Raw genomic sequence first — 23,575 nt, 5'->3', positions numbered from 1 at the left:
GCCCGCCCCCCGCGCCCCCCCCCCCGCCCCCCCCCCCCCCCGCGGGGGGGGGGCCCCCCCCCCCCCCCCCCCCCCCCCCCCCCCCCCCGACACCACCCGCCCGGGGCGGCTGTCCCTCAGGCACGTCATCGACGGCCTCACCGTCCGCCCCGGGCCCGTCCACCTCTCCCATGTGAAGGAAAACGCCCATGCGCACCAAGCTCGCTGCCATCGTCACGGGAGCCGTCGTGTTCACCGGCCTCGGAGTCGGCACCGCCACCACCGCTTCCGCCAGCACCCCCGCCGTGTGCAGCTGGTCCGGCTTCAGCAGCGACAACGAGCCGGAGGTGAGCTACGGCGACAGCGGCCCGGAGATCAAGGCGCTGCAGTGCGAGCTCAACTACAGCGTGCGCGGCGCCGGTCTGCAGGAGGACGGGATCTTCGGCGACCAGACCCTCTCCATCGTGAAGAAGTTCCAGGGCTGCGCGGTCTCCAGGTCGACGGCATCGTCGGCCCGAAGACCTGGACCGCGCTGGACAACCAGAGCGACATCGACACCCAGGCGGCTTACCTCTGCTGATCCGCCGTCTGCTGATCCGACCCGACCGAGTACTCCCCATCACCTCTACCGAAGGAAGAACCATGCGTAACAAGCTTGCGGCCGTCGTCGTTGCCACCGTCCTGGCCACCGGATTCGGTGTGGCCTCCGCTGGCAGCGCCTCGGCTGCGACGTCTCCGAGCCAGCTCTGCGGCAACTGGAGCACCAACGAGCCGGAGCTGAGCCTCGGGGACAGCGGTAACGAGGTCAAGGCGTTGCAGTGCGAGCTCTACAACTCTCTCACCTACAACGGCCCGGACGTCGACGGGCAGTTCGGCAACCAGACCCTCGCCGCGGTGAAGAAGTTCCAGACGTGCGAGGGCCTCCAGGTCGACGGCATCGTCGGCCCGAAGACCTGGGCCGCGCTGGACTACCAGTCCAGCCAGGGAACCACCTCTGTGTGGTGCTAGTCGATCAGGCTGATCCGCCGTAGTGCCCGGGCTCGGGATCGTGGGTCGTCCGGCGGGGGCCGTTCCGATCAGTGCGCGGCGGCGTCCGGCCTTGCCCCGGGCGCCGTCCAGCCTTCACCCCCCCCCCCCGGGCCCGTGGGCCCCGAATGACCACCCACCCCTTATCGTCGGCCCGAACACCTGGAAGGCGCTGGACTTCTACGCCACCCCGTGGAACGAGCTCATCTGCTGACGAACCGTCCACCTCTGCGGCGTGCCGTAGCCGCCGGGCCCCGGATCGCCTGACCGGGGGGTTCCGGAGCGCGGTCGATCCCCGGGAACCGGCGGGTTCCCGGGGACTTCGCAGCACAGTGATCGACTGGCCGGCCAGGAGCCCGGCGAGACGCCCGTTCAGGGCGGGGGATCGGGTGACTCCGCGGATCGCCCGGCACCCTTCGCACGGCCCTCGGGGCCGGCACGCTGCGGGACCACTGGCAGTTCCCGCGGCGCCGACCGGGCTCAGCGGAACGCGGCGATATTGCGGGCGGCCCAGTCGGCGAAGGGGCGCGGGGCGCGGCCGAGAACTCGCTGGACGTCCGGGCTGACGCGCAGCTCGGCCGGGCTCGGGGGCCCAGGATGTCCAAGGTGTCGTCGGCGAGTTCGGCCGGCATGCTGCAGCTCATCGCGGCCCTGGCCTCGTCGCGGGTGAGCTCGTGGAAGGCCACCGGCGAGCCCAGCGCGGCGGCGAGGGCCGCCGCCTGCTGCCGCGGAGTGATCACCTCCGGGCCGGTCAGCTCGTACGCGCCGCCGACGAACCGGTCGTCCAGCAGGCAGGCCGCCGCGACCTCGGCGATGTCCGCCGGGTCGGTGATCCGGTGTCGCGGCACCGGGCGGCGGTGCCGGACGGCGTGCGCCACGCGGAGGCCTGTTCGACCGGATCACCCGCTGGCTCCCGCCGCGCGTGGAGCAGCCGTAGGCTCCGGGCCATGCGCCACACCCTGACCGACCTCGCCCGCTGCCTCTGGGGCGACGAGTACGGGCCCACACCCGCGTGCGACGCGACGTGGCAGCACGAGGAGTCGTACTTCACCGAGTTGCTGACCTTCGCCGGGCCGGACGAGATCCTCGACATGCTGCGGACCCTCTGCCCCCACCTGGTCGACGGCTACCTCCCGGTGTGGGTCCGCAACCTCTCCTACCGGCTGCTCCTCCTCCAGCGCATCGCCAACATGGACTTCGCGGAGTTCGCCGATGCTGCCGACGGATCGAGCACCTTCCGCGGCTTCGACGAGGACTGAGGCCTCGCTAGTAGGAGCCTCAGGAGCGAACTCGCGGGTGAGGGCCGCGTACAGCGCCGCGTGCGCATGGCGCGGCACAACGCCGCGCTGCGCCGGGAGGAGCCACTCAAGCTCTGGGCGATCGTGACGAAGCCACGATCCGACGGGTTGTCGGCAACAAGGCGATCACGGCCAAGCAGCTGCAACAGCTCATCGCGGCTTCAAAAGAGCCGAACGTGACCTTGCAGATTGTGCCATTCGATGCCGGCGCACATCCCGGCGTGCCGGGCTCCTTCGTGATCACGGAGTTCCCGTCCGGAACGATCTCGATGTGGTGTACACCGAGGCTCTGACGAGTAGCCTCTATCTCGAACGAGATGACGACGTAACAGCCTACGACCAGGCCTTTGACCGGCTTCGGGCAGCGACCCTCGACGTAGGGCCATCGCGGCGGCTTGTCGCGCAGATTGCAAAGGAACTCGAATGATCAACCCTGGTCGGAACGACCTGAAGCAAGCGAGTTGGCGCAAGAGCAGGTTCAGCGGCAACCAGGGCAACTGCATCGAGGTCGCTGACGGCCTCGTCGACATCGTCCCCGTCCGCGACTCCAAGGACCCCGGCGGTCCGGCGCTCGTCTTCCCCGCCGACGCTTGGACGTCCTTCGTCGCCGCCATCAAGACCGGCGAACTCCCCACCGCCTGACGTTCCTTGCGTGAGAAGCCGGCCTGGCCGACTTCTCACGCAACTCCCAGGCCTGCAAACGGTAGGTACCGCTCGATGTACGCAACAGATCCCACCGAAGCCCGCATCCACGATGCGGGCAACATCCTGGTCGGACCTCCGGTGCCGGCGCTCAGGGAGTTCTTCGGGTCCACCATCACACCGGAGGACCTTGCATCCGGTTCCCTCGACCTCTCGCACAAGACCGTCTACCTGTGTGGCGGCATATCCGGGATCGCCGCTCGCCAACTGCATGCCGCTGACCGCGTGTTCATCATCCGGGACCTCTCCCACGACCACGCCGACGCGCCCTGGCCCCTCGTCGACCTCGGCCGGGTCCCCACCCGCGTCCACGGCGCCGGCGTCTACTACCGCCGCTTCTTCGATCTCGACGCCGATCACTTCCACCGGATCCGTGCCGAGCACGCCTTCCAGTCCCTCACCGAGTCCACCAAACCCGGATCTGCTCATCGCAGCGGCATCTACCTCACCCCCGTCACCCGCACCGGCGACGACGAACTGTACTTCCGCCTGCTCCGCTGCTCCACGAACCTCTCGGGCCCGACCGAGAACTTCGGCCCGACCGACACCGACATCGTCGGCGCCCTGAACCGCGAGGCCACCACCGTCTTCCGCGACCACGCGCCGCTGAACCACGTCCTCGCCCAGACCTACCACAACACCCGCGCCACGCCCGAGCGCAAGCAGTCCAAGGCGAAGATCTCCTCGCACGCCGACAAGACCAAGGACATGCCCGCCAACGGCATCATGGCGTTCTGCACCTTCTACGACCGCCTCGACGACCTCCAGCCCCTGGCCGAAGACGCCTTCGACTACGGCACGAAGAACTCCAGCGCGCTGACCAGGCTCCACTTCCGCCTCAAGGATCCAGCCGCAGAACTCCACGGGGACACGCTCCCCTCCCACTTCACCCTGACCCTCTATCCCGGCTCCGTGTTCTTCATGCCGCTGTCCACCAACCGCCTCTACACGCACGAGATCCGGCCCTCGGCCCTGGACGCCGAGCTGCTCCCGACCCGGCTCGGATACGTCGTACGCTGCTCGAACACCGAAGCCGTCCACAAGCACGGCCGCACGTTCCTCGAATCGGCCGGATACCTCGTCGAGCTGGAGCCGCCCACCCAGGCCGGCATGGACGAGCTGCGCAGGCTGTACGCCGAGGAGAACCGAAGCTCGTCCTTCATCGACTACGGCGACGAGTTCCTCTTCAGCATGAACACGGGAGACTACCTTGCCCCCCGCGCCTAGTTTCTCGGACGAGATCCTCTCCCACGCCCTGCCCGTCGAGGAGAACCTCTTCTCGGAGCTCTCCGCCTCGGCCCACCTGGAAGACCTGGGGAAAGGCCGCCGAGGCGCCACGCTCACCAGGGTCGAGGAGACCGGCGGCGTGCCCCTCGTCCGCACCACCACCCGGTACGCCAACCCGGCCCAGTGCTTCCGAGCGGTGCACGAGCGGCTGGCGCAACAGATCCAGGAACACGCCGCGCTCCCCCTCGGCTTCAACAACGCTCTCATCGAGAGCTACACCAACGCCTACACGACCATGGGCAGCCATTCCGACCAGGCCCTCGATCTGGCCGACGGATCGTTCATCGCCGTCTTCTCCTGCTACCAGCACCCGGGAGCGACCCCACCCAGGAAGCTGATCGTCGAATCGAAGGAGCCCGGCGGTGAGAAGGTCGAGATCCCCCTCACCCACCACGGCTTCGTCGCCTTCTCCGTCGACTCGAACCGGCGGCTACGGCACAAGATCGTCCTGGACAAGCCCGTCCCGACAACCGACAACACCTGGCTGGGCCTGACCTTCCGCACCTCGAAGACCCTGGTCCGGTTCCGCGACGGACACCCGTACCTCCCGCAGGGCGCCCGCCTCACGTCGGCCGACGACGATCAGCAGCGCGAGTTCTACCGACTCCGGCGCCGTGAGAACCGGGAAACGGACTTCACCTACCCCCCGTTGACGTACACCGTCAGCGAGAGCGATCTGCTGCCTCCCGCCTGACCCCTCGCCCCGCGCGGAGCCCATTAGAGAAACGCGCCCCAGAAGCGGCGCTCGAGGACGGCCCTGGCTTCCTGCGGGCTGGTGTCGGCCAACGACTCGATCAGCAGTGACTCACCCGCGGTGTAGACGAGGTGGTCGAACTCCCCGACCTGCTCGAAGAACGCGGCGATGGCGTTGCCGTCGGCGACGTCCAGACGGTGGCCTTCGGCCGGCTCCCCCAACCGCTTCGTCGCGGCGTCCACGCGGTCCTGATTGCTGGAGGCGACCACGACGGCCGCGCCTGCCGCCGCGGCCTGGCCTACCGCAAGCAGCTCAGGACGGCGGGCGACGGACCAGGCGGCTCCGACGGACGGTGAGGGCCGGGGCGATCACCGTGTTCTCCAGGAGATCCCTTGGCCGACCGACCGGCGGGAGACGTGATCCAACGCTCTTCAGTGGTGGTCGTGGTGATCGTGGTGCGCGGGGCCCGCGTGTTCGCCCGCGTCGTCCGGGGCGCCGCCCATCATCCGCAGCATCGCGCCGCCGCCCGTACGGAAGAAGCGGACGAGCAGCCCCAGCGCGAGCAGCAGGAAGGCGACGTTGAGCCAGGTGGTGTAGTTCCACTCGATGCCCGCCATCGGAATCTCCGCCTCCCGCTGGTCCGGCACCAGCCCCAGCCCGCCGAACACGAACTCGACCACGTACCCGGCCATCACGATCGCCACGTAGAACGTGCCGAGCAGGAAGAGGGCCATCCGCGCCCCGTAGTACTTCCGGTAGATGTTGAGGATCGGCAGGATCAGCAGGTCCGCGAAGATGAACGCGACCACCCCGCCGAAGCTGATCCCGCCCTTCCACAGCACCACCGCCAGCGGCACGTTGCCGATCGAACACACGAAGGAGGCGATCGCCACCAGCGGCCCGACCAGCGGGCCCCACAACTTCCCGGCCAGCGGGTGATCGACGAAGAAGAACGCCTGCCAGAACGAATCAGGGACCCACGCCGCGATCGCGCCCGCGATCAGCAGGCCGATCACCAGGTCCTTGAGGATGGCCGCCCACTCCATCACGAACACGTGCGACACGGACGTGAAACCCCGCCCGGACAGCACCCGCCGGAGGAACGACCCCTCCCCGGCCACCGACATGTCCATCGCCGCGTGCCCCTCCATCGAACCGGCACGCCCGAACTCGGCCTGTTCGCGCGCCTCCTGGAGCAGCCGCTCCCGCAACAGCATCCGGAACAGCAGCGCCAGCAGCAGGATCATCACCGGCCCGCCGACGAACTCGGCCGCCGTGAACTGCCAGCCCAGCAACAGGGCCAGGATCACCCCCAGTTCGACCACCAGGTTCGTGGAGGCGATCTCGAAGGCCATCGCCGCCGTGAAGTTCGCACCCTTACGGAAGAGCGAGCGCGCCAGCGCGACGGCCGCGTACGAACACGAGGACGAGGCCGCGCCCAGCCCCGAGGCGACGGCGAGGGTGCGCGGCCGGTCGTCGCCGAGCAGCCGCACCACCGTGGATTTGTGGACCACCGCCTGCACGACGGCCGAGAGCAGGAAGCCGAGGATCAGCGCCCAGGTGATCTCCCAGGTCATCGATCCGGTGATGGACAGTGCGTGCAGGATCGGGTGCATGGTGGTCGTCCGCCTTCCTCAGGCCTCCGTCGACGACCGACCATATACCCGTACCGGGTATCCAGGAACCGCGGCGCGCCGACACCCGCCGCCGCGCCGCCCGTACGGCGAGTGCCCCCGCCGCGCCGAGCAGGCACAGCACGGTGGCGGCCAGCCCGGCGTGATCGGCTCCGGTGGCCGCCCGTCCGCCGCCAGGGCCGTTGGCGACCACCGGCCGCGGCGGGAACACGCCGCCACCTACTCTGCCGCCGGGCCAGGCGCCGGGAACAGAATGAAGTCACCGCCCCCAGTGCCCACTTCGGGCACGCCCGCCCCGACTCCCGGAGGAGCCATGCTGCTGCGCACCGGACGCCCTGCCGGCCCGCTGCGGACCGTACCGCGCCCCACCACCGCACCCCTTCCCCGACCCACCACCGACCCGTTCCCGCACGGCGCCGACATCCTCGACTACCTGCGCGCCGCCCGCACCACCGGCGGCCCGGTCCTCGACCTCGGCGCCGGCTCCGGCCGCTTCGCCGTCCCACTCGCCCGCCAGGGCTTCGACGTCGACGCCGTCGACCGCGACCCGGCCCGGCTCGCCCGGCTCAGAACCTGGGCCCGCACCCTGCCCGGAAGCCACCCCGGCATGGTCACGACCATCCGCGCCGAACTCGCCGAACTCACCCTCCACCGCCGCTACGGCCTGGCCATGATGGCCGGCGGGCTGATCCTCGAACTCCCCGAGCACGTCAGGCCGGTACTGCTGCGCGAGGTCGCCGCCCACCTGACCAGGGACGGCGTGCTCGCCCTCGACTGGATCGCCCCGGACGTCCCGGGCGCCCGGAGCGCCGCCCCACCCTGCGACCTGCGCGGCTGCGGACTGCGCACCCTGCGTCGCGCCCGCCGCCCGCTCGGCGGCGGGCGGTCCAGCACCTTCCTGCTCTGCGGGCGTCGCGACTGAGTGCTCACGCCTTCCCCGGTCCTTCCGAACGCCCGGCAGCAGGCGCGCTGTTGCACTGCGAGCATCCCGGGAACCGGAGCCGGCCCCGCCCCGACCCTTCCACTTACCCTAGGGGGGTATGGTACGTTCAACGACGAAGCAGCCGCCCGGCCCCCTCGGGAAGGCGCCGCACGCAGCACCGACGACAGGGAGCACACCATGAGCGAGACCACCGTCACCGTCGAGTCGTCCTCCACCGAGGGCTCCTGCTGCGGCTCGTGCGGGACCAGCGCCGCCAAGGCCCCCGCCACCGCCGCCGCCGAGCGCGCCGTCTTCCAGGTGAAGGGCATGACCTGCGGTCACTGCGTCAGCTCGGTGACCGCCGAGCTGAAGAAGGTCACCGGTGTCACCGAGGTCGCGGTCGACCTCGCCACCGGCCGGGTCACCGTCGACAGCGCCGCGCCGCTGGCCGACACCGACGTCGCCACCGCCATCGACGAGGCCGGCTACGACCTGATCGGCCGGCTCGGCGCCTGACCCCCCGTCGGCCCGGACGGCTCCGCAGGACGTCCGGGCCGACTCCCCGCCCACCGCGCCCCGGTAGAGTGAGGGAACTCCTCACCGCACAGGAACCGGAGACGGCCATGGCCAGCTACAGCCCCCACAAGGACGACTTCCTCAAGCGGCTCCGTCGCATCGAGGGCCAGATCCGCGGCCTGCAGCGCATGGTCGAGCAGGACACCTACTGCATCGACGTCCTCACCCAGGTCTCCGCCGCCAGCCGCGCCCTCCAGTCCTTCGCACTGCAACTCCTGGACGAGCACATCGAATGCTGCGTCCGCGACGCCATCGCCGAGGGCGGCCAGGAGGCCAACGCCAAGATCCGCGAGGCCAACCAGGCCATCGCCCGGCTGGTCCGCTCCTGACCCACGGCTGTACCCGACGCACGAAGAGGCCCTCCCGTCATCATCGGAGGGCCTTTCCCGTTACGGGGCGGGGGTATCAACGACGGCCATCAGACCCGGTCGAGCGCCCGGTGCGGCCCTTCCGACAGCTCGCCGTTCACGCGCCTCGGACCCTTCTCGCGGACGTACGTTCGATCGGCACCGGAGCCTGGTCCTTCGAAGGCGCCCTCAGCAGGGGCAGGACGATCTCGTCCAGCACCTCGCCGATGACCGCGTCGGACGGCACCTCACCGCCGAGCATGAGGGCGTCGCGCAGCAGGTCCAGCGGCAGCGACACCACCCGCGGGGTCAGCCGGGCCGGGTTGATCTCGCCCCGCTCGGCGGCCCGGTGCATCATCACGGACAGGGTCTCGACCGGTCCCTTGTCGGTGAGCCCGGTGCGGAAGACCGACCGTAGCTCGGGGTCGCGCATCAGGTCGACCAGGAAGCCGTGGACGGCTTCGACCGGCAGGTCGTCGAAGCGGTGCAGCAGGCTGCCCAGGAAGACCAGCAGGTCCGTGCGCAAGTCGCCGGTGTCCGGCGGGGCCTCGTAGTCGGGGGCGTTGCGGCCGAGGGCGGCCATCACCAGCTCGACCCGGTTGGGCCAGCGGCGGTAGAGCACCGGCTTGCTGGTGCGGGCGCGGGCGGCTACGCCGTCCATGGTGAGCCGGCCGTAGCCGTGCTCGACGAGTTCGGCCCAGACGGCGTCGAGGATCGCCCTTTCCAGTTCGTCCCCGCGCCGCCGCGGGACGCCCGCTCTTCCGCTCGTCACCGGTCTCGGCACCCGACCCTCGTAGATACGTTGCGTTTCTTGCAGGGGCGACTCTACAGTCGACGACAGGAAACGTGCCGTATCTTACGACCGGCTGACTGGGGGAGTTCACCATGTCCAACGCACCCGTGACCGACGTCCTGGTGGTCGGAGCCGGCCCGGTGGGCCTCACGCTCGCCATCGGACTGGCCCGCGCCGGGGTCGACTGCCGGATCATCGAGCGGGAGCCGGAGTTCCGCAGCGCCGGAGTCCGCGGCAAGGGCGTCAACCCGCGCACCCTGGAGGTCTTCGACGACCTCGGCGTGGTCGGGCGGATCCTCGACCGCGGGGTGCTCAACCTCAAGCTCCGCGCCTACGAGCGCGATCGGCTGCTCCAGGAGGTCGACCCCGCGGTCGGCAACCCCGCGACCCCCGACCGCCCGTACGCCGGCATGCTGATGCTCGCCCAGCACCAGACCGAGGCCGTGCTGCGCGACCGGCTCGCCGAGCACGGCGTCAAGGTCGAGACCGGCACCGAGCTGATCGGCTGCACCCAGGACGCGGACGGCGTGCTCGCCACCCTCCGACGGGCGGGCGGCACCGTCCGGTTGCGTGCCCGCCACCTGGTCGGCTGCGACGGCGGCCGCAGCACCGTCCGCAAGCTGGCCGGCATCCCCTTCCTCGGCGAGACCTGGGAGGAGGAGCGCTTCATCATGGCCTCGATGGACCTGGACGGCCTGGACCCCGACCACATGCACGTCTGGAACCACCCCAGGTTCGGCGCCGGCGCCATGACCATCGTGCCGATGCGCCAGGACGGCACGTGGGCGGTGCACGCCGCCGTCGAGCCGGACGAGCACGGCGAGCTGCCCTCCCCCACCCTGGACACCTTTCGCCGGCTCTTCGCCGAACGGGCCGGCCTGCCCGGGGTCCGACTGCACGAGCCGATCTGGTCCACCGTCTGGCGCCCCACCGTCCGGCTGGTCGAGCGCTACCGCGACGGCCGGGTCCTGCTCGCCGGGGACGCCGCGCACTGCCAGTCCGCGGCGGGCGGCCAGGGCATGAACACCGGCATCCAGGACGCCCACAACCTGGCCTGGAAGCTGGCGGCCCTGCTGCGCGGCGCGCCCGCGGCGCTGCTCGACAGCTACCAGGACGAGCGGATGCCGGTCGCCCGGGCGAGCCTGGCCGCCACCTCCGCCCACCACAAGGCGGCGTTCAGCGGCGACGGCGCCGGTGCGCTCGCCGACCAGTTCCGCACCATGGCCGTCCAGGGCACCGACCTCACCGGGCTCTCCCTCGGCTACCGCGGCGGGCCGCTCGGCCGCGACCTGGACGGGGCCACCGGCATCCGGGCCGGCGACCGGGCCCCGGACGCGCCCTGCGCCACCGTGGACGGCACGCCCATCCGGCTGTTCGACCTGTTCCGCGGCCCGCACTTCACCCTGCTGGCCTTCGGTGACCACCCGGCCCCCACCGAGCTCACCGACCTCCCCGGCGTGCGGACGGTCGCCGTCCGCGACCCCGACGGCCACGCCGCCCGCGGGTACGGGCTGCGCGGCGACGCCGTGGTGCTGGTCCGGCCGGACGGGTACGTCTCGCTCACCGGGGCCACCGCCGACCGGGCCGTGATCGCCGAGCACCTGCGGGCCTACGGGCTCTGACCACCGCGCACGACCGACCCGACGGCAGCGGGCGGCCCGGGCCCCTCAGGCCCGGACCGCCCGCTCGTCCGCGTCGGCGAGCCAGAAGTACACCGGAGGGATGGCTGGTGTTCGTCCGGGTACTGGTCGTGGACTGGCTGACCGAGCCGAGCTGCAGCCGCACCGAGCTGCGCGACACCTGCATCGGCGCCGTACTGGGCGCACTGCGCCCGCTGCTGCCGGTCGACCCGGCACCCGAGTGGGGGCGCTGAGCCGCCGGACGGAGCGTTCGGGGGCGTACCATCGGGCCGAAACGGGAAAACGCCTGAAAGAGTCCAATTCCCTCAGAAAATATGACAGTTGGATGCCCGTGCCCCGCAACACCGCCGACCCCGAAGGGTTCCATGTCCTCCGCCGCCCCCGACACCGCCACCGACGCCCGTGCCGGTGCCGACACCCAGCTGCCCCCGCTCCCGCCGCTCCACCGGCTCACCGTCACCCCCGCCCAGCCGCCGCGCCCGACCACCCTCCCGGACGGCACCCCGGCCTGGCTCGTCACCCGCTACCACGACGTCCGGCAGGTCCTCGGCGACCCCCGCCTCACCCGGACCGACCTGCACGAGGTGGGCACCGCGGGCAGCACCGCCGACGTCGCCGCCAACCCGGCCTCGCTGTTCAACCAGGACGGCCCGGACCACCGCCGGCTGCGCGGTACCGTCCAGAAGGCCTTCACCCCGCGGGCGATCGCCGGCTGGCAACCCTGGGTCGGGGCCGCCGTCCAGCAGGCGGTGGACGCACTGGTCGCCGCCGGGCCGCCCGCCGACCTGGTCACCGCCTTCACCCGCCCGGTGCCCTTCGCCGTCACCACCCGGCTGATGGGGCTCGACGGCGACGGCCCCGACCACCTCGACGAGCGGCGGCTGCGGCGCTGGACCCTCGCCCTGCTCGCCCAGGGCGGTGAACCGGCCGCGGACCACGGCGAGGCGCTCGCCGAATTCTCCTCCTTCACGGAGGAGTTGATCGAGCGCCGGCGCCGCGCGCCCGGCCCCGACCTGGTCAGCCGACTGGTCCGGGCCGCCGACCAGGACGGCACGGTCCCCGCGGACGCCCTCGCCTTCCTCGTCCTCGGACTCACCGCCAGCGGCAACGAGAGTGTCACCGGCGCCCTCGGCAACGCCCTGGCCTACCTGCTCGGCGAACGTCCCGAACACTGGCCCCGCCTCGCCGATCCCGGCGTCACCGAGCACACCGCCGAACGCCTGCTGCACTTCATCCCGCTGGGCGACGACGAGGCCACCGTCCGCCGTGCCACCGCCGAGGTCGAGGTCGGCGGCGTCGCCATCCCGGCCGGCGCCGTCGTCGCCGCGAGCCTCGGCAGCGCCAACCGCGACCCCGCCGTCCACCCGGCCGGACTCGACGCCGACCTCGACCGCCCGCTCGACGCCCCCACCCTCGCCTTCAGCGCCGGCCCGCACTACTGCATCGGCGCCTGGCGGGTCCGCCTCGAAATGCGCGAGTCCCTCCGCCGCCTGGCCACCGCCCTGCCCGGCCTGCGCCTGACCGTCCCGCTCGACCGGCTCGACTGGCAGCTGGGCAGCACCACCCGCAGTCCGGCCGCGCTCCCGGTCAGCTGGTGAGATCCCCGCGTCACGCCCACAGCCCCTCGCCGAGCACCCCGCCCTCCCGCGCGCCCGGCAGCACGTAGACCACCGCCGAGGCCGTGTGCACCAGGAACGGGTTGAGGGCGTCCCTGGCCGCCAGCCGGTTCTGCACCCGGGTGAACTGCTCCGGGTCCCGCACGAAGGCGCAGAACAGCAGCCCCCGGTCGTCGGGGGCGTCGTCGTAGCTGTAGCCCCGCCGCAGCATCCGGGCCCCGGAGTCCAGGCGGGGGCTGGTGAGGCGGACGTGGGCGGAGTTGGGGATGACGTACGAGCCGTCCGGGTTCTTGGCGTAGATGTCCGGGTCGTCGTGCTCGGCCGTGCCGGTCAGCGGAGTGCCGTCGGTGATCCGGCGCCCCATGGCCAGGTCGCGGCGGTCCTCGGGCAGGGCGGCGAAGGCCGCGGTGTCCATCCGGATCCGGCGGTAGACCAGCACGGTGCCGTGCTCGTGGGGGCCGCCCGGCGGGCCCCAGACCCACTGCTTCGCCTCCGTGGCGTCCGGGTTGGCGGTGCCGTCCTTGTAGCCGAACAGGTTGCGCGGGGTGGTGCCCGCCGGTGTGCGCGGCAGGAAGCCGGGCTGGGTCCACCGCACGGTCGCGCCCGCCGACCGGGCGGCGGCGGTGAGGAGTTCGGCGACCACGGTCAGCGGCCAGCGGTCGGCGGCGCACAACTGCACCAGCAAGTCCCCGCCCCCGCGCGCCGGGTCGAGCCGGTCACCCGGGAAGGCCGGAAGGTCCGCCAGTGCGGACGGGACGTTCAACCCGAGCCGCGCGGCCGGCCCCGGCCCGATCCCGACCAGGCTGCTCAACTGCGCCGGCTCCCCGCCCTGGAGGCGCGGGTCGGCCGAGGTGCCGCCCACCGCCTCGGCGAGCACCCGGGTCAACTCCCCCAGCAGCGCGCGCAATGCGGCCCGCCCGTCCGAGGTGGTGGCGGGTGCCAGGTCGAGGGCCAGGAACAGCGTGGCCGGCTGCTGGGGAGCCGTCACCCCGGCCTGCCGCTCGCCGTGGAACGCCACCGCGGCCACGGACGGTGGCGGCGGCGAGGCCGCGGGCCGCCCGCGCCCCAGAGCCACGACCCCCGCGCCGACCCCGGCGGCCAGCACCGCACCGCCGCCCGCGATCAGTGCCCGCCGGTCCACACCGTTCCTGACGGTCCCCGGCTGTTCCTGCGCCTTTCCGGTTTCGGCATGCATGACCGACATTGGAGACGATAGAACACCCCGTATGCAACTTTTGACCGTCCGTCAACTCGAACGCGAAGCACCGGCCCGCCGCCGCGGGACCGCGGCCCGCGGCCTCCCCACCCTGCTGACCGCCGCCACCCTCGCCCTGACCGGCTGCTCCTCCACCGTCGGCTCCTCCTCCGACGCCCGCCACCCGGGCGGCACGGTCGTCCGCGTCCCGCAGGACTTCCCGTCCGTCCAGAAGGCCGTGGACGTCGCCCGCGAGGGCGACACCGTACTGGTCTCCCCCGGGACGTACCAGGAGAGCGTGCGGATCACCAGGCCCCGGATCGTGCTGCGCGGCACCGACCGCAACACCGTGGTCCTGGACGGCGGCGTCCGGCTGGTCAACGGGGTCACCGTCACCGGCCCCGGCTCGGTGGTGGAGAACCTCACCGTGCACGGCTACCTCGCCAACGGCGTGCTGTTCACCGGCGTCACCGACGAGAAGCTCCAGCAGCGCGGCGCCGGCGGCTCCGCCTACAACCCGCTGGACACCACCCGCTTCCCCGCCGTCCAGGGCTTCCGGGCGACCAGGGTCACCGCTTACGACAACGGGCTGTACGGCATCTACGCCTTCGACGCCCGGGCCGGGATCATCGAGGACTCCTACGCCTCCGGCGGCGCCGACTCCGGCATCTACGTCGGCCAGTGCAAGCCCTGCGACACCCTGGTCCGCGGCAACACGGTCGAGCGCAACGCGGTCGGCATCGAGATCACCAACGCCTCCGACAACCTCTACTTCCTCGGCAACCGGGTGGTCGGCAACCGGGTCGGCGTCACCGTCAACTCCAACGACCTGGAAGCCCTCGCCCCCCAGCACGGCGCTGTGATCGCCGGCAACGCCGTCACCGACAACAACGCCTCCGACACCCCCGAACAGGCTGACGGCGGCTTCGGCATCGGCATCGGGATCGGCGGCGGCACGGCGAACCGGGTGGAGCGAAACCTGGTCAGGGGCAACCGCTCGGCGGGCGTCATCATCACCGACCCGCCCGGCCACCCGGCCGGTGCCAACCGGGTCCAGGGCAACCGCATCGAGGGCAACGGCGCCGACCTCGTGCTCGCCTCCGCCGATCCGGGCAACTGCTTCAGCGGCAACCAGCCCGCCACCCAGAGCCCCGACGGCCTGGAAGCCCTGGCCGCCTGCGACGCCAAGAGCCGCAGCCCGCTCACCGCCGGCCGCGCGGCCCCGGTCCAGGCCCCGCCCGGGGTCCCCTTCAACCAGGTGCCGGCCCCGCCCGCCCAGCCGTCCCTGCCCGACCCCAACGCCCCCGGCCGTCCGGCCACCGACCTGCCCGGCCCGGTCGATCCGGACGCCTACCCGCTCCCGGCGACCGCCGACGCGGTACCCGCCGGACACTGACACGCCCCCGCGACGCACCCCGGAACGGGCGGGTCACAGCACGCCGACCGCTGCGGCCCGCCCGACCCCCGCCTCCGGCCCGGCGGACGCCGCGGCCGCTCAGGCGCGCCGGAGCAGCGCGGACGGGTTCACCGCCTCCACCGCCGCGACCAGCGGGGCGAGCTCGGGGTTCCGGGCGGCCTCGGCGAGGGCCTCGCGCAGAGCGGCGTCGTTGGTCGGCCGGGCCTTCTCCAGGAGCCTCAGGCCGTCCTCGCTGACGTCGGTGTAGATGCCGCGGCGGTCGGTCGGGCACAGGTAGCGGGCGAGCAGGCCGCGGTCCTCCAGCCGGGAGACCAGCCGGGTGGTGGCGCTCTGGCTGAGCACGACCGCGTCCGCCACCTGCTTCATCTGGAGGTGGCCGCCCTCACGGTCGTGCTGGCGGCTGAGCACGTCGAGCAACGAGTACTCGCGCACGCTCAGTTCGTGCTTCGACTGCAGGGCGCGCTCGATGTGCGCCTCGATCCTGCCGTACAGGACGTAGAGGGCGGCCCATCCGTTGGCGAGGGCGGTCAGCGCGGGGTCCGTGGCGGTCATCGGCCCGGTCTCCTTCCAAGTACGAGCAGGCTCCAGGATAAGCCTTGCCGTGAAATATTTCTCTGGGCACATATAACGCTTGTGCAAGCAGTTGACCCCAACGCGCAAGCCGAATGCCCGCACTTGCACTTATGCCGCGCATGCAACTATTGTCGAGGCACGTAAGGCGCACTAGCAATCGCAGGAGGTCGCGCCATGCCCCTCGCACTTCTCGCCCTGGCCATCGGAGCCTTCGGGATCGGGACCACCGAGTTCGTGATCATGGGCCTGCTGCCCCGGATCGCGGACGACTACGGCGTGTCCGTCCCCACCGCCGGCCTGCTGGTCACCGGCTACGCGCTCGGCGTGGTGATCGGCGCCCCGCTGATGACCGCGCTGGGCACCAGGATCAGCCGCAAGACCATGCTCATGCTGCTGATGGCCCTGTTCACGGTCGGCAACCTGCTCTCCGCGGTCGCCCCGAGCTTCCCCCTGATGCTCGCCGGACGGATCGTGACCTCACTGGCCCACGGTGCCTTCTTCGGCATCGGCTCGGTCGTCGCCGCCGAACTCGTCGCCCCGCAGAAGAAGGCCGGCGCCATCGCCACCATGTTCACCGGGCTCACCGTCGCCAACATCGTCGGCGTCCCGCTGGGCACCTTCATCGGCCAGGCCGTCGGGTGGCGCACCACCTTCGCCGCCGTCGCCGCCCTCGGCCTGGTCGGCCTGCTCGGCATCGCCAGGCTCGTCCCCGCACTGCCCCGCCCCGAGGGCGCCCACCTGCGCCGCGAACTGACCGCCTTCCGCAACCCCCAGGTCCTGCTCGCCATGGCGATGACCGTCCTGGGCTTCGGCGGGGTCTTCGCCGCCATCACGTACATCGCCCCGATGATGACCCGCGTCGCCGGCTACTCCGACGGCGCCGTCACCTGGCTGCTCGTCCTGTTCGGCGTCGGCATGTTCCTCGGCAACCTGCTCGGCGGCAAGTTCGCCGACCGCCACCTGATGCCGATGCTCTACACCACCCTCGGCGGCCTCGCGCTCGTCCTGGCCCTGTTCACCCTCACCGCCCACAACCGGATCACCGCCGCCGCCACCATCGTGCTGGTCGGCGCCCTCGGCTTCGCGACCGTCCCCCCGCTGCAGAAGCGCGTCCTCGACCACGCCCACGGCGCCCCCACCCTCGCCTCGGCCGTCAACATCGGCGCCTTCAACCTCGGCAACGCCCTCGCGGCCTGGCTCGGCGGCATCGTCATCAGCGCCGGCCTCGGCTACACCGCCCCCGACTGGGTCGGCGCCCTCCTCGCCGCGGCCGCCCTCGTCCTCGCCTTCCGGTCCGCCGCCCTGGAGCGCCGCGACCGCACCCGGGCTCCCCACGAGGCCGCGACACCGCGGATCCCGGCCCATCACTGACCCACCCACTCCCCCACCCATCGATCGAAGGAAACCAGCACCATGAGCACCCCCGACGTCCCGACCGTTCCGGCCGTGAAGCTGAACAACGGCGTCGAGATTCCCCAGCTCGGCTTCGGCGTCTTCCAGGTCCCCGACGACCGGACCACCGCCGCGGTCGGCTCCGCCCTCCGGGCCGGCTACCGCAGCATCGACACCGCTGCCATCTACGGCAACGAGACCGGTGTCGGCCGCGCCCTGGCCGCCTCGGGCCTCCCGCGCCAGGACCTGTTCATCACCACCAAGCTGTGGAACGCCGACCAGGGCTACGACGCCACCCTGCGCGCCTTCGACGACAGCCTCGCCAAGCTCGGCCTCGACCACGTCGACCTCTACCTGATCCACTGGCCCACCCCGGCCCGCGACCTCTACCTCGACACCTGGCGCGCCCTGGAGCGCCTGGCCGCCGAGGGCCGCGTCCGCGCCGCCGGTGTCTCCAACTTCCAGCCCACCCACCTCCGGCGCCTGCTGGACAACAGCGAGCTGGTCCCCGCCGTCAACCAGGTCGAGCTGCACCCCGGCCTCCAGCAGGCCGAGCTGCGCGCCTTCCACGCCGCCCACGGCATCGCCACCGAGGCGTGGAGCCCGCTCGCCCAGGGCGCCGTCCTCGACGACCCGGCCATCACCGCCGTCGCCGAGCGAACCGGCAGGTCCCCGGCCCAGGTCGTCCTGCGCTGGCACCTCCAGCTCGGCAACATCGTGATCCCCAAGTCCGTCACCCCGGCCCGAATCCGCCAGAACCTCGACGTCTTCGACTTCGAGCTCACCGAGCAGGACATGACCGCCATCGCCGCCACCGACCGCGGCCTGCGCACCGGCCCGGACCCGGACCGGTTCAACTGATCCACCCCGGCCCGACGGCCCGCCGACGGCGTCACCGAGGCCGGCGCCGAGGCCGAGGAGCTCTTCAGGGCATCCCCCGTGACGGCCTCGACGCGCCGCACCGGACAGGCCCCACGGCGGGCTGACACCCCGTAGAACGGCTGTGGCCGGGTGGGCGGTTCACGGAGAAGGTGAACCGCCCACCCGGCCACAGTCCTTTCCCCCTCCTTTGCCCGACCACAACTCGGCCGTGCGGCATGATCGGTAGGAATCGCCCGCCGACCGAGGAGCCCGGATGAACCGCACCGCGAGCACCGCCGCCCTGGCCGCACTGGCCCTGCTCGCCACCGCCGGCTGCGCGGCCACCCCGGCCCGGGCCAAGGACCACCCGACCGCCGGTTCCGCCGCGGCCGCGCCCGTACCGGGTCGCGCGGCGGCCTGGACCGGCGGATTCCGGGACTACGGCACTCCGCAGTGGCGCCGGGCCTGGGGCGTGGCCGACCAGGGTGCCTGGGGCGCGGCCGACTTCGGCGCCGTCGCCAACCCGGCCGCCCCCGGCGGCGGCCCGGCGCTGCGGGTGACGTACGGCGCGGGCTCCTCCGCCAACTCCTGCACCGACTGCCCCAACCCGGGCGGCGGACAGTTCTACACCGACCTGAAAGCGCTCGGCCTGTCCGCCCTCGCCCAGGGCCGCACCCTGGACCTCAAGTACTCCGTCCGGTTCCCCGCCGGCCGCGACTGGGGCAAGGCCGGCAAGCTGCCCGGCCTGTACGGCGGGAAGATCGGCGAGGAGTCCGGCGGCAACCACGGCGCCGGCTGGTCCAGCCGCTACATGTGGCGGGCCGCCAAGGGCAGCCCCGACAACGGCGAGGTCTACCTCTACACCCCGAGCAACTCCGGCCCCACCGGCTACGGCGTGGACGAGGGCCTGGGCGACTGGCACTTCCAGGCCGACGACCGCTGGCACACCGTCGAACAGCTGGTGGACCGCGGCACCGGCGACATCACCGTCTGGTACGACGGCCGCCAGGTGCACGCCGCCAAGGGCACCGCCTCCGGCATCGGCTCGATCCCCTTCGGCGGGGTGCTGTTCTCCACCTTCTACGGCGGCCACGACACCAGTTGGGGCCCGGCGAGCACCCAGCAGGCGTACTTCGCCGACTTCTCGCTCTCCGCCGGCGTCCAGCACTGATGGGCGGTTGGAGCGGCGAACTGCTGCTGGGGCTGGTGGTCCTGCTCGGCGCCACCGTCCAGCGGCTGGCCGGCATCGGCTTCGCCCTGGTCGCCTCGCCCGTCCTGGTGCTGCTGCTCGGCCCGCACGACGGGGTGACACTGGCCAACTTCGCCGCGCTGGCGATCAGCGCGATCGGGCTGGCCGGGAGTTGGCGGCAGGTCCGGCCGCGAGCGATGCTGCCGCTGATGACCGCCGCCGCCTGCACGGTGCCCGCCGGGGCCTGGGTGGCGGCGACGGTGCCCGAGCCGGAACTGCTGGCCGGCATCGGCGTACTGGTCACCGCGGCCGCCCTGCTGGTGATCCGCGGGGTGCGGGCCGCCGCGCTTCGCGGGGTGGGCGGGGCGGTGGTCGCGGGGGCCACCAGCGGGCTGATGAACTCCGCGGCCGGGGTGGGCGGTCCCGCGGTCTCGCTCTACGCGGTGAACTCCGGTTGGACCACTGGGGAGTTCGTGCCCAACGCCCAGTTGTACGGTGTGGTGGTGAACGCCTTCTCGCTGGCGACCAAGGGCCTGCCCGGACTGAGCGCGCCCGCCTGGGGGTTGATGGCCACGGCACTGGCGGGCGGGGCGGTGGCCGGCCGGCTGCTGGCCGCCCGGGTGTCGGAGCGACGAGCACGAACGGTGGTGCTGGGACTGGCCCTCGCGGGCGGGCTGAGCACCTTCGTCAAGGGGGTTTCCGGACTCTGAGACCCCCGGCTGGGGATGGTCTGTGAAGGGGCCACCAAATCTGTAGCGGTCATGCCATACTGCGTCGGTGACCTCAGCGAGCCCAGCGACACCTCCGCACCGCACCAGGCCCCAACTGGGCCGGAAATTCGCCATGCTGTGGTCGGCTTCGTCGATCTCAGCGGTCGGCGACGGCATGCGGGACTCGTCGCTGCCGCTGCTCGCACTGGCCGTCTCGGACTCCCCGTCCTCGGTGTCCGTGGTCGCGGTGGCCGGATCACTGCCCTGGCTGCTGATGGCCCTGTTCGGCGGGGTCATCGCGGACCGCTTCGACCGCCGCCGGCTGATGTGGACGATCGACTTCGGACGCGCCGCCGTCGTGCTGGGCTTCGCGGCCTGCGTCTTCTCCGGCACCCCACCGCTCGCCCTGCTCGCCGCCCTGGCCTTCGTCCTGGGCTGCGGCGAGACGGTGTTCGTCAACGCCGCCACCTCGGCCATCCCGGACGTGGTCCGCTCCGACCGGCTGGACGTCGCCAACGGCCGCCTCCAGGGCGGCCTGCTGGTCGGCCGGATGATCGGTCCGGTGGTCGGCACCACGCTGTTCGCCATCGCCGCCGGCTACCCGTTCACGGTGGACGGCGCGTCCTTCGCGCTGGCCGCCGTCCTGGTCGCCGCGACCGGTCGCTCCGGTGCCCCGCGGGCGAAATCCGACCGCCGGGTCATGGCCGAGGTCCGCGAGGGCGTCCGCTGGCTGTACCGGCACAAGCAACTGCGCCTGGTCGCCTCGCTCTCGGCCCTGGCGGGCGGCGCCTCCGCGCTCGGCATCACCATGATGGCACTGCTGGTCACCCGCACCCTGGACGAACCCAGCTGGGCGTACGGCGCCGTCCTCGCCACCGGCGTGGTCGGCGGCACCGCGGCCAGCATGCTGGCCGGCCGGATCAGTGAGCGGATGGGCCGTCGGGCCCGGATCACCCTCTCCTTCGTCCTGATGGGCTCGTCGCTGCTGCTGATGGGCCTGAGCCCCTCGGTCTTCGTGGTGGCGCCGCTGTTCGCCGTCGGCAACTTCGGGGTGGTGACCTGGAACGTCCAGGCGATCTCGCTGCGCCAGCAGACGGTGCCGAAGGAACTGCTCGGCCGGGTCAACAGCTGCTACCTGATGCTGACCCGGATCGGGATGCTGATCGGCGCGAGCCTCAGCGGGTGGATCGGCTCCACCGTCAGCGTCCGCGCCCCGATCGTCACCGCCGGCGCCCTGATCCTCGCCGCGCTGTTCGCGATCCCGCGACTGGGCGACCTGGAGCCCGCCCCGGCGCCGGCCGCCGACGAGCAGCCCGTCGAGCAGTCGGCGAGCTGACGGGCCCGCTCCCCCGGCAGGGGAGGCGATTCCTCCTACAGGGGGGCGATTCCTCCCGCCGGTCGAGGTCCACCTCCCGGTCCGGACGCGAACGTGGGGGCACAGCCCCCGCCGGACCGGAGAAGCGCGCATGACCACCGCCCAGCCGTCCCCCGCCGCAGGCCGCCTGCGCACCGCCTGGGCCGCCGCCCACACCCCCGTCCCCCGCGTGCCGCGCTGGGCCCGGATCGCCGCCCGGGCGGTGCCGTTCACCGTCCTGCCGTCCAGCGCCTGACGGATCGCCACCCGCACCGGGGCCGTCCGCCGCGCGCCGGCATCCCGGTGTTCACAGGCGACTGGCACACCGTCGTCCTGGCCGCCTGCTACGCCCCGCTGCTGCTCCGGGGGCCGCTGCCGGCGGCCCCCCACCGTCGCCCACCGGCGCCGCCGCCGCGGGCGGTCGTCATGAACGCACCTGCGCACGGGGCCCTACGATGGCGCCATGAGCTCCAGCACCGATCTGGCAGATGCACACCGCTCGCAGCAGCGGGCCGAGGCGCGGCTGGACGTGGCCGCGTCCGTGCTCGCCCTGCTGGCCGACCGCACCCGGCTGGCACTGCTGGAGCGGCTGGGCCGGGGCGAGGCGGACGTGACCACGCTGACCGGGGCGACCGGCGCCGCCCGGCCGTCCGTCAGCCAGCACCTGGCCAAGCTGCGCCTGGCCGGTCTGGTCACCACCCGCAAGGACGGCCGACGGGTGGTCTACTCGCTGCGGCACGGGCACCTGCGCCGGCTCGTGGACGAGGCACTGAACGTCGCCGACCACCAGATCGCCCACCTGCCTCCGCACGACTGAACCCGGCCGGCCGTCCCGATTGGTCAGGCCGGATTGGTTGGGCCGCCCAATAGGTGCACACGTACGCACGCATTAACTACGATGGGCCCGTACCCCTTCATCGCCGCCCCGGGACGGGCCCATGCTGACCGTGCTGCGCAACCGCACCTACCGCCACCTGTTCACCGCCCAGCTCGTGGCCCTGACCGGCACCGGCCTGGCCACCGTGGCGCTCTCGCTGCTGGCGTACTCGATCGCCGGGAGCAACGCCTCGGCCGTGCTCGGCACCGCCCTGGCCATCAAGATGGTCGCTTACGTGACCATCGCGCCGATCGCCGGAGCCCTCGCCGGGCGGATCCCCCGGCGCACCCTGATGGTCGGCATGGACCTCACCCGGGCCGCCGTCGCCCTCGCCCTGCCCTTCGTCGACCGGGTGTGGCAGATCTACGTCCTGATCTTCCTGCTCCAGGCCGCCTCCGCCGCCTTCACCCCGACCTTCCAGGCCACCATCCCGGACGTGCTGCCCGCCGAGCGCGACTACACCCGGGCGCTGTCGATGTCCCGGCTGGCCTACGACTTCGAATCGCTGTTCAGCCCGGCCCTCGCCGCGCTGCTGCTCTCGGTGGTCTCCTACAACTGGCTGTTCGCGGGGACGACGGCCGGCTTCCTCGCCTCCGCCGCCCTGGTCGTCTCCGCCGTCCTCCCCAAACCCCAGCCGGTCGAACGCGGCAGCGGCCTCTACCGCAAGGCCGCCTTCGGCACCCGACTGTTCCGGGCCACCCCGCGGCTGAGGGCCCTGCTCGCCCTGGACCTCGCCGTCGCGGCCGCGGGCGCGATCGTCTTCGTCGACACCGTCAACGTGGTCCGCGACCACTTCCACCGCCCGGCCGGCGCCGTCTCCCTGGCCCTCGGGGCGTACGGCGTCGGCTCGATGCTCTCCGCGGTGCTGCTGCCCCCGCTGCTGGCCCGGGTCAGCGACCGGTCCGTCATGCTGCCCGCCGCCTTCGCCCTGCCCTGCGTGCTCGCCGCCGTCACCGCGATCACCGCCGCCCCGGCCGGCACCGGCAGCTGGCTCGCCCTGCTCGCCACCTGGGCCCTGGTCGGCGCCGCCGGCTCCGCCGTCCTCACCCCCGGTGGCCGGGTCATCCGCCGCTCCGCCGCCGACCCCGACCTCCCCGCCGCCTTCGCCGCCCAGTTCTCCCTCTCGCACGGCTGCTGGCTGCTCACCTACCCGCTGGCCGGCTGGCTCGCCGCGGGCGCCGGCCTCCCGGCCACCGCCGCCGTGCTGGGCGCGGTCGCACTCGCCGCCGCCGTGACCGCCACCACCCTGTGGCCCACAGGGGATCCGGACGCCCTCAGCCACCTGCACACCGACCTGCCCGTCGGCCACCCCCACCTCGCCGGTGCCCGCCCCACCGGCGGCGGCGCCTGGCAGCACGGCCACCACTACGTCATCGACCAGCACCACCCCACCTGGCCCCGGCCGCACCGCCACGCCGTCAACTGAGGCCCGGGCACGCCGATCGACGGTGGCGGGGTGATCGCCCCGCCGACGCCCGTCCTCGGTTCCGCAG

General features: G+C 72.6%; 27 protein-coding genes and 2 pseudogenes. 23 read left to right on the top strand and 6 right to left on the bottom strand.

The genetic code is table 11. The annotated features are described in order from the left end of the window. Positions 1–188: 188 nt before the first annotated feature. Entirely contained in the window at positions 189–629 is a 441-nt protein-coding gene (locus ACH4J0_RS32670; RefSeq protein WP_396244554.1) for a peptidoglycan-binding protein, read from the top strand. Continuing rightward, positions 622–987, top strand: coding sequence for a peptidoglycan-binding protein (locus tag ACH4J0_RS32665; RefSeq protein WP_396244553.1), 366 nt, complete (start codon positions 622–624; stop codon positions 985–987). The genes ACH4J0_RS32670 and ACH4J0_RS32665 overlap by 8 nt, the downstream gene beginning before the upstream one ends. Before the next feature lie 498 nt (positions 988–1,485). On the opposite strand, the pseudogene ACH4J0_RS32660 reads toward ACH4J0_RS32665, so the two are convergent. Then, a pseudogene (locus ACH4J0_RS32660) lies at positions 1,486–1,838 on the bottom strand (NmrA family transcriptional regulator); the annotation flags it as partial. A 114-nt stretch (positions 1,839–1,952) separates the two neighbouring features. Between ACH4J0_RS32660 and ACH4J0_RS32655 the strand changes: the two are divergent. From ACH4J0_RS32655 to ACH4J0_RS32630, 6 genes are all read left to right on the top strand, one after another. Next, entirely contained in the window at positions 1,953–2,264 is a 312-nt protein-coding gene (locus ACH4J0_RS32655) for a hypothetical protein (protein WP_396244551.1), read from the top strand. 113 nt (positions 2,265–2,377) lie between these two features. After that, entirely contained in the window at positions 2,378–2,596 is a 219-nt protein-coding gene (locus tag ACH4J0_RS32650) for a Scr1 family TA system antitoxin-like transcriptional regulator (protein WP_396244555.1), read from the top strand. Beyond that, the gene (locus tag ACH4J0_RS32645; protein ID WP_396244548.1) at positions 2,575–2,730 is read left to right on the top strand and encodes a Scr1 family TA system antitoxin-like transcriptional regulator; all 156 of its coding nucleotides are present in this window, start codon (positions 2,575–2,577) and stop codon (positions 2,728–2,730) included. The genes ACH4J0_RS32650 and ACH4J0_RS32645 overlap by 22 nt, the downstream gene beginning before the upstream one ends. Further along, positions 2,727–2,945, top strand: coding sequence for a DUF397 domain-containing protein (locus ACH4J0_RS32640; protein ID WP_396244546.1), 219 nt, complete (start codon positions 2,727–2,729; stop codon positions 2,943–2,945). Before ACH4J0_RS32645 ends, ACH4J0_RS32640 begins: the two co-directional genes overlap by 4 nt. A 75-nt stretch (positions 2,946–3,020) precedes the next feature. Beyond that, entirely contained in the window at positions 3,021–4,232 is a 1,212-nt protein-coding gene (locus ACH4J0_RS32635) for a hypothetical protein (protein WP_396244544.1), read from the top strand. Next, complete coding sequence (locus ACH4J0_RS32630) at positions 4,216–4,986, top strand: hypothetical protein (protein ID WP_396244542.1); 771 nt, start codon at positions 4,216–4,218, stop codon at positions 4,984–4,986. Before ACH4J0_RS32635 ends, ACH4J0_RS32630 begins: the two co-directional genes overlap by 17 nt. Before the next feature lie 23 nt (positions 4,987–5,009). On the opposite strand, the gene ACH4J0_RS32625 is transcribed toward ACH4J0_RS32630, so the two are convergent. Next, entirely contained in the window at positions 5,010–5,228 is a 219-nt protein-coding gene (locus ACH4J0_RS32625; RefSeq protein WP_396244541.1) for a hypothetical protein, read from the bottom strand. Between the two features lie 189 nt (positions 5,229–5,417). Then, complete coding sequence (locus ACH4J0_RS32620) at positions 5,418–6,602, bottom strand: permease (RefSeq protein WP_396244540.1); 1,185 nt, start codon at positions 6,600–6,602, stop codon at positions 5,418–5,420. Positions 6,603–6,933: 331 nt separating this feature from the next. On the opposite strand from ACH4J0_RS32620, the gene ACH4J0_RS32615 reads away from it, so the two are divergent. The 3 genes from ACH4J0_RS32615 (at position 6,934) to ACH4J0_RS32605 (ending at position 8,447) form a co-directional block, all read left to right on the top strand. Then, complete coding sequence (locus ACH4J0_RS32615; RefSeq protein WP_396244539.1) at positions 6,934–7,542, top strand: class I SAM-dependent methyltransferase; 609 nt, start codon at positions 6,934–6,936, stop codon at positions 7,540–7,542. A gap of 198 nt (positions 7,543–7,740) precedes the next feature. Beyond that, positions 7,741–8,058, top strand: coding sequence for a heavy-metal-associated domain-containing protein (locus tag ACH4J0_RS32610; RefSeq protein ID WP_396244538.1), 318 nt, complete (start codon positions 7,741–7,743; stop codon positions 8,056–8,058). 107 nt (positions 8,059–8,165) lie between these two features. Further along, complete coding sequence (locus ACH4J0_RS32605; RefSeq protein WP_030290512.1) at positions 8,166–8,447, top strand: metal-sensitive transcriptional regulator; 282 nt, start codon at positions 8,166–8,168, stop codon at positions 8,445–8,447. A gap of 136 nt (positions 8,448–8,583) precedes the next feature. Here ACH4J0_RS32605 and ACH4J0_RS32600 read toward each other — a convergent pair whose 3' ends face one another. Beyond that, a complete protein-coding gene (locus ACH4J0_RS32600) occupies positions 8,584–9,237 on the bottom strand; it encodes a TetR/AcrR family transcriptional regulator (RefSeq protein ID WP_396244536.1) in 654 nt (217 codons plus the stop codon). A gap of 113 nt (positions 9,238–9,350) precedes the next feature. Here ACH4J0_RS32600 and ACH4J0_RS32595 point away from each other — a divergent pair, with 113 nt between their 5' ends. The 3 genes and pseudogenes from ACH4J0_RS32595 to ACH4J0_RS32585 all read left to right on the top strand — a co-directional run bounded on the left by ACH4J0_RS32595 (position 9,351) and on the right by ACH4J0_RS32585 (position 12,496). Next, positions 9,351–10,880 (top strand): FAD-dependent monooxygenase, encoded by a 1,530-nt coding sequence (locus tag ACH4J0_RS32595; RefSeq protein WP_396244535.1) that lies wholly within the window; start codon positions 9,351–9,353, stop codon positions 10,878–10,880. Positions 10,881–10,975: 95 nt separating this feature from the next. After that, positions 10,976–11,131, top strand: a pseudogene (locus ACH4J0_RS32590) (TetR/AcrR family transcriptional regulator); the annotation flags it as partial. A 132-nt stretch (positions 11,132–11,263) separates the two neighbouring features. Beyond that, complete coding sequence (locus ACH4J0_RS32585) at positions 11,264–12,496, top strand: cytochrome P450 (RefSeq protein WP_396244533.1); 1,233 nt, start codon at positions 11,264–11,266, stop codon at positions 12,494–12,496. A gap of 10 nt (positions 12,497–12,506) precedes the next feature. On the opposite strand, the gene ACH4J0_RS32580 is transcribed toward ACH4J0_RS32585, so the two are convergent. After that, complete coding sequence (locus ACH4J0_RS32580; protein WP_396244532.1) at positions 12,507–13,709, bottom strand: Dyp-type peroxidase; 1,203 nt, start codon at positions 13,707–13,709, stop codon at positions 12,507–12,509. Positions 13,710–13,740: 31 nt separating this feature from the next. On the opposite strand from ACH4J0_RS32580, the gene ACH4J0_RS32575 reads away from it, so the two are divergent. Beyond that, positions 13,741–15,105, top strand: coding sequence for a right-handed parallel beta-helix repeat-containing protein (locus ACH4J0_RS32575; protein WP_396244531.1), 1,365 nt, complete (start codon positions 13,741–13,743; stop codon positions 15,103–15,105). A gap of 99 nt (positions 15,106–15,204) precedes the next feature. Here the strand turns inward: ACH4J0_RS32575 and ACH4J0_RS32570 are convergent, their stop codons facing one another. Then, positions 15,205–15,678 carry a MarR family winged helix-turn-helix transcriptional regulator gene (locus tag ACH4J0_RS32570; protein ID WP_396244530.1) on the bottom strand — a complete coding sequence of 158 codons (474 nt, stop codon included), beginning with the start codon at positions 15,676–15,678 and terminating at the stop codon, positions 15,205–15,207. Between the two features lie 195 nt (positions 15,679–15,873). Between ACH4J0_RS32570 and ACH4J0_RS32565 the strand changes: the two genes are divergently transcribed. The 8 genes from ACH4J0_RS32565 to ACH4J0_RS32530 all read left to right on the top strand — a co-directional run bounded on the left by ACH4J0_RS32565 (position 15,874) and on the right by ACH4J0_RS32530 (position 23,508). After that, a complete protein-coding gene (locus tag ACH4J0_RS32565; protein ID WP_396244528.1) occupies positions 15,874–17,070 on the top strand; it encodes an MFS transporter in 1,197 nt (398 codons plus the stop codon). Positions 17,071–17,112: 42 nt separating this feature from the next. Then, the gene (locus ACH4J0_RS32560) at positions 17,113–17,952 is read left to right on the top strand and encodes an aldo/keto reductase (protein WP_396244526.1); all 840 of its coding nucleotides are present in this window, start codon (positions 17,113–17,115) and stop codon (positions 17,950–17,952) included. Between the two features lie 274 nt (positions 17,953–18,226). Continuing rightward, the gene (locus ACH4J0_RS32555) at positions 18,227–19,123 is read left to right on the top strand and encodes a polysaccharide lyase (RefSeq protein ID WP_396244525.1); all 897 of its coding nucleotides are present in this window, start codon (positions 18,227–18,229) and stop codon (positions 19,121–19,123) included. Then, positions 19,123–19,851: a TSUP family transporter gene (locus ACH4J0_RS32550; protein ID WP_396244523.1), complete on the top strand. Its 729-nt coding sequence runs from the start codon at positions 19,123–19,125 to the stop codon at positions 19,849–19,851. Before ACH4J0_RS32555 ends, ACH4J0_RS32550 begins: the two co-directional genes overlap by 1 nt. Before the next feature lie 133 nt (positions 19,852–19,984). Then, a complete protein-coding gene (locus ACH4J0_RS32545) occupies positions 19,985–21,187 on the top strand; it encodes an MFS transporter (RefSeq protein WP_396244521.1) in 1,203 nt (400 codons plus the stop codon). A gap of 130 nt (positions 21,188–21,317) precedes the next feature. After that, positions 21,318–21,461 (top strand): hypothetical protein, encoded by a 144-nt coding sequence (locus ACH4J0_RS32540; RefSeq protein ID WP_396244520.1) that lies wholly within the window; start codon positions 21,318–21,320, stop codon positions 21,459–21,461. Positions 21,462–21,668: 207 nt separating this feature from the next. Continuing rightward, positions 21,669–22,022, top strand: a complete 354-nt coding sequence (locus ACH4J0_RS32535) for an ArsR/SmtB family transcription factor (RefSeq protein ID WP_396244518.1) — start codon at positions 21,669–21,671, stop codon at positions 22,020–22,022. Positions 22,023–22,143: 121 nt separating this feature from the next. Further along, on the top strand, positions 22,144–23,508 hold the full coding sequence (locus tag ACH4J0_RS32530; protein ID WP_396244516.1) for an MFS transporter: 1,365 nt from the start codon (positions 22,144–22,146) through the stop codon (positions 23,506–23,508). Positions 23,509–23,575 lie beyond the last annotated feature (67 nt).

It is taken from the genome of Kitasatospora sp. NPDC017646 (assembly GCF_044329365.1).
GTDB lineage: Bacteria > Actinomycetota > Actinomycetes > Streptomycetales > Streptomycetaceae > Kitasatospora.
Note: the sequence above shows the minus strand (reverse complement) of the source record. Positions and strands in the feature narration are given on the sequence as shown.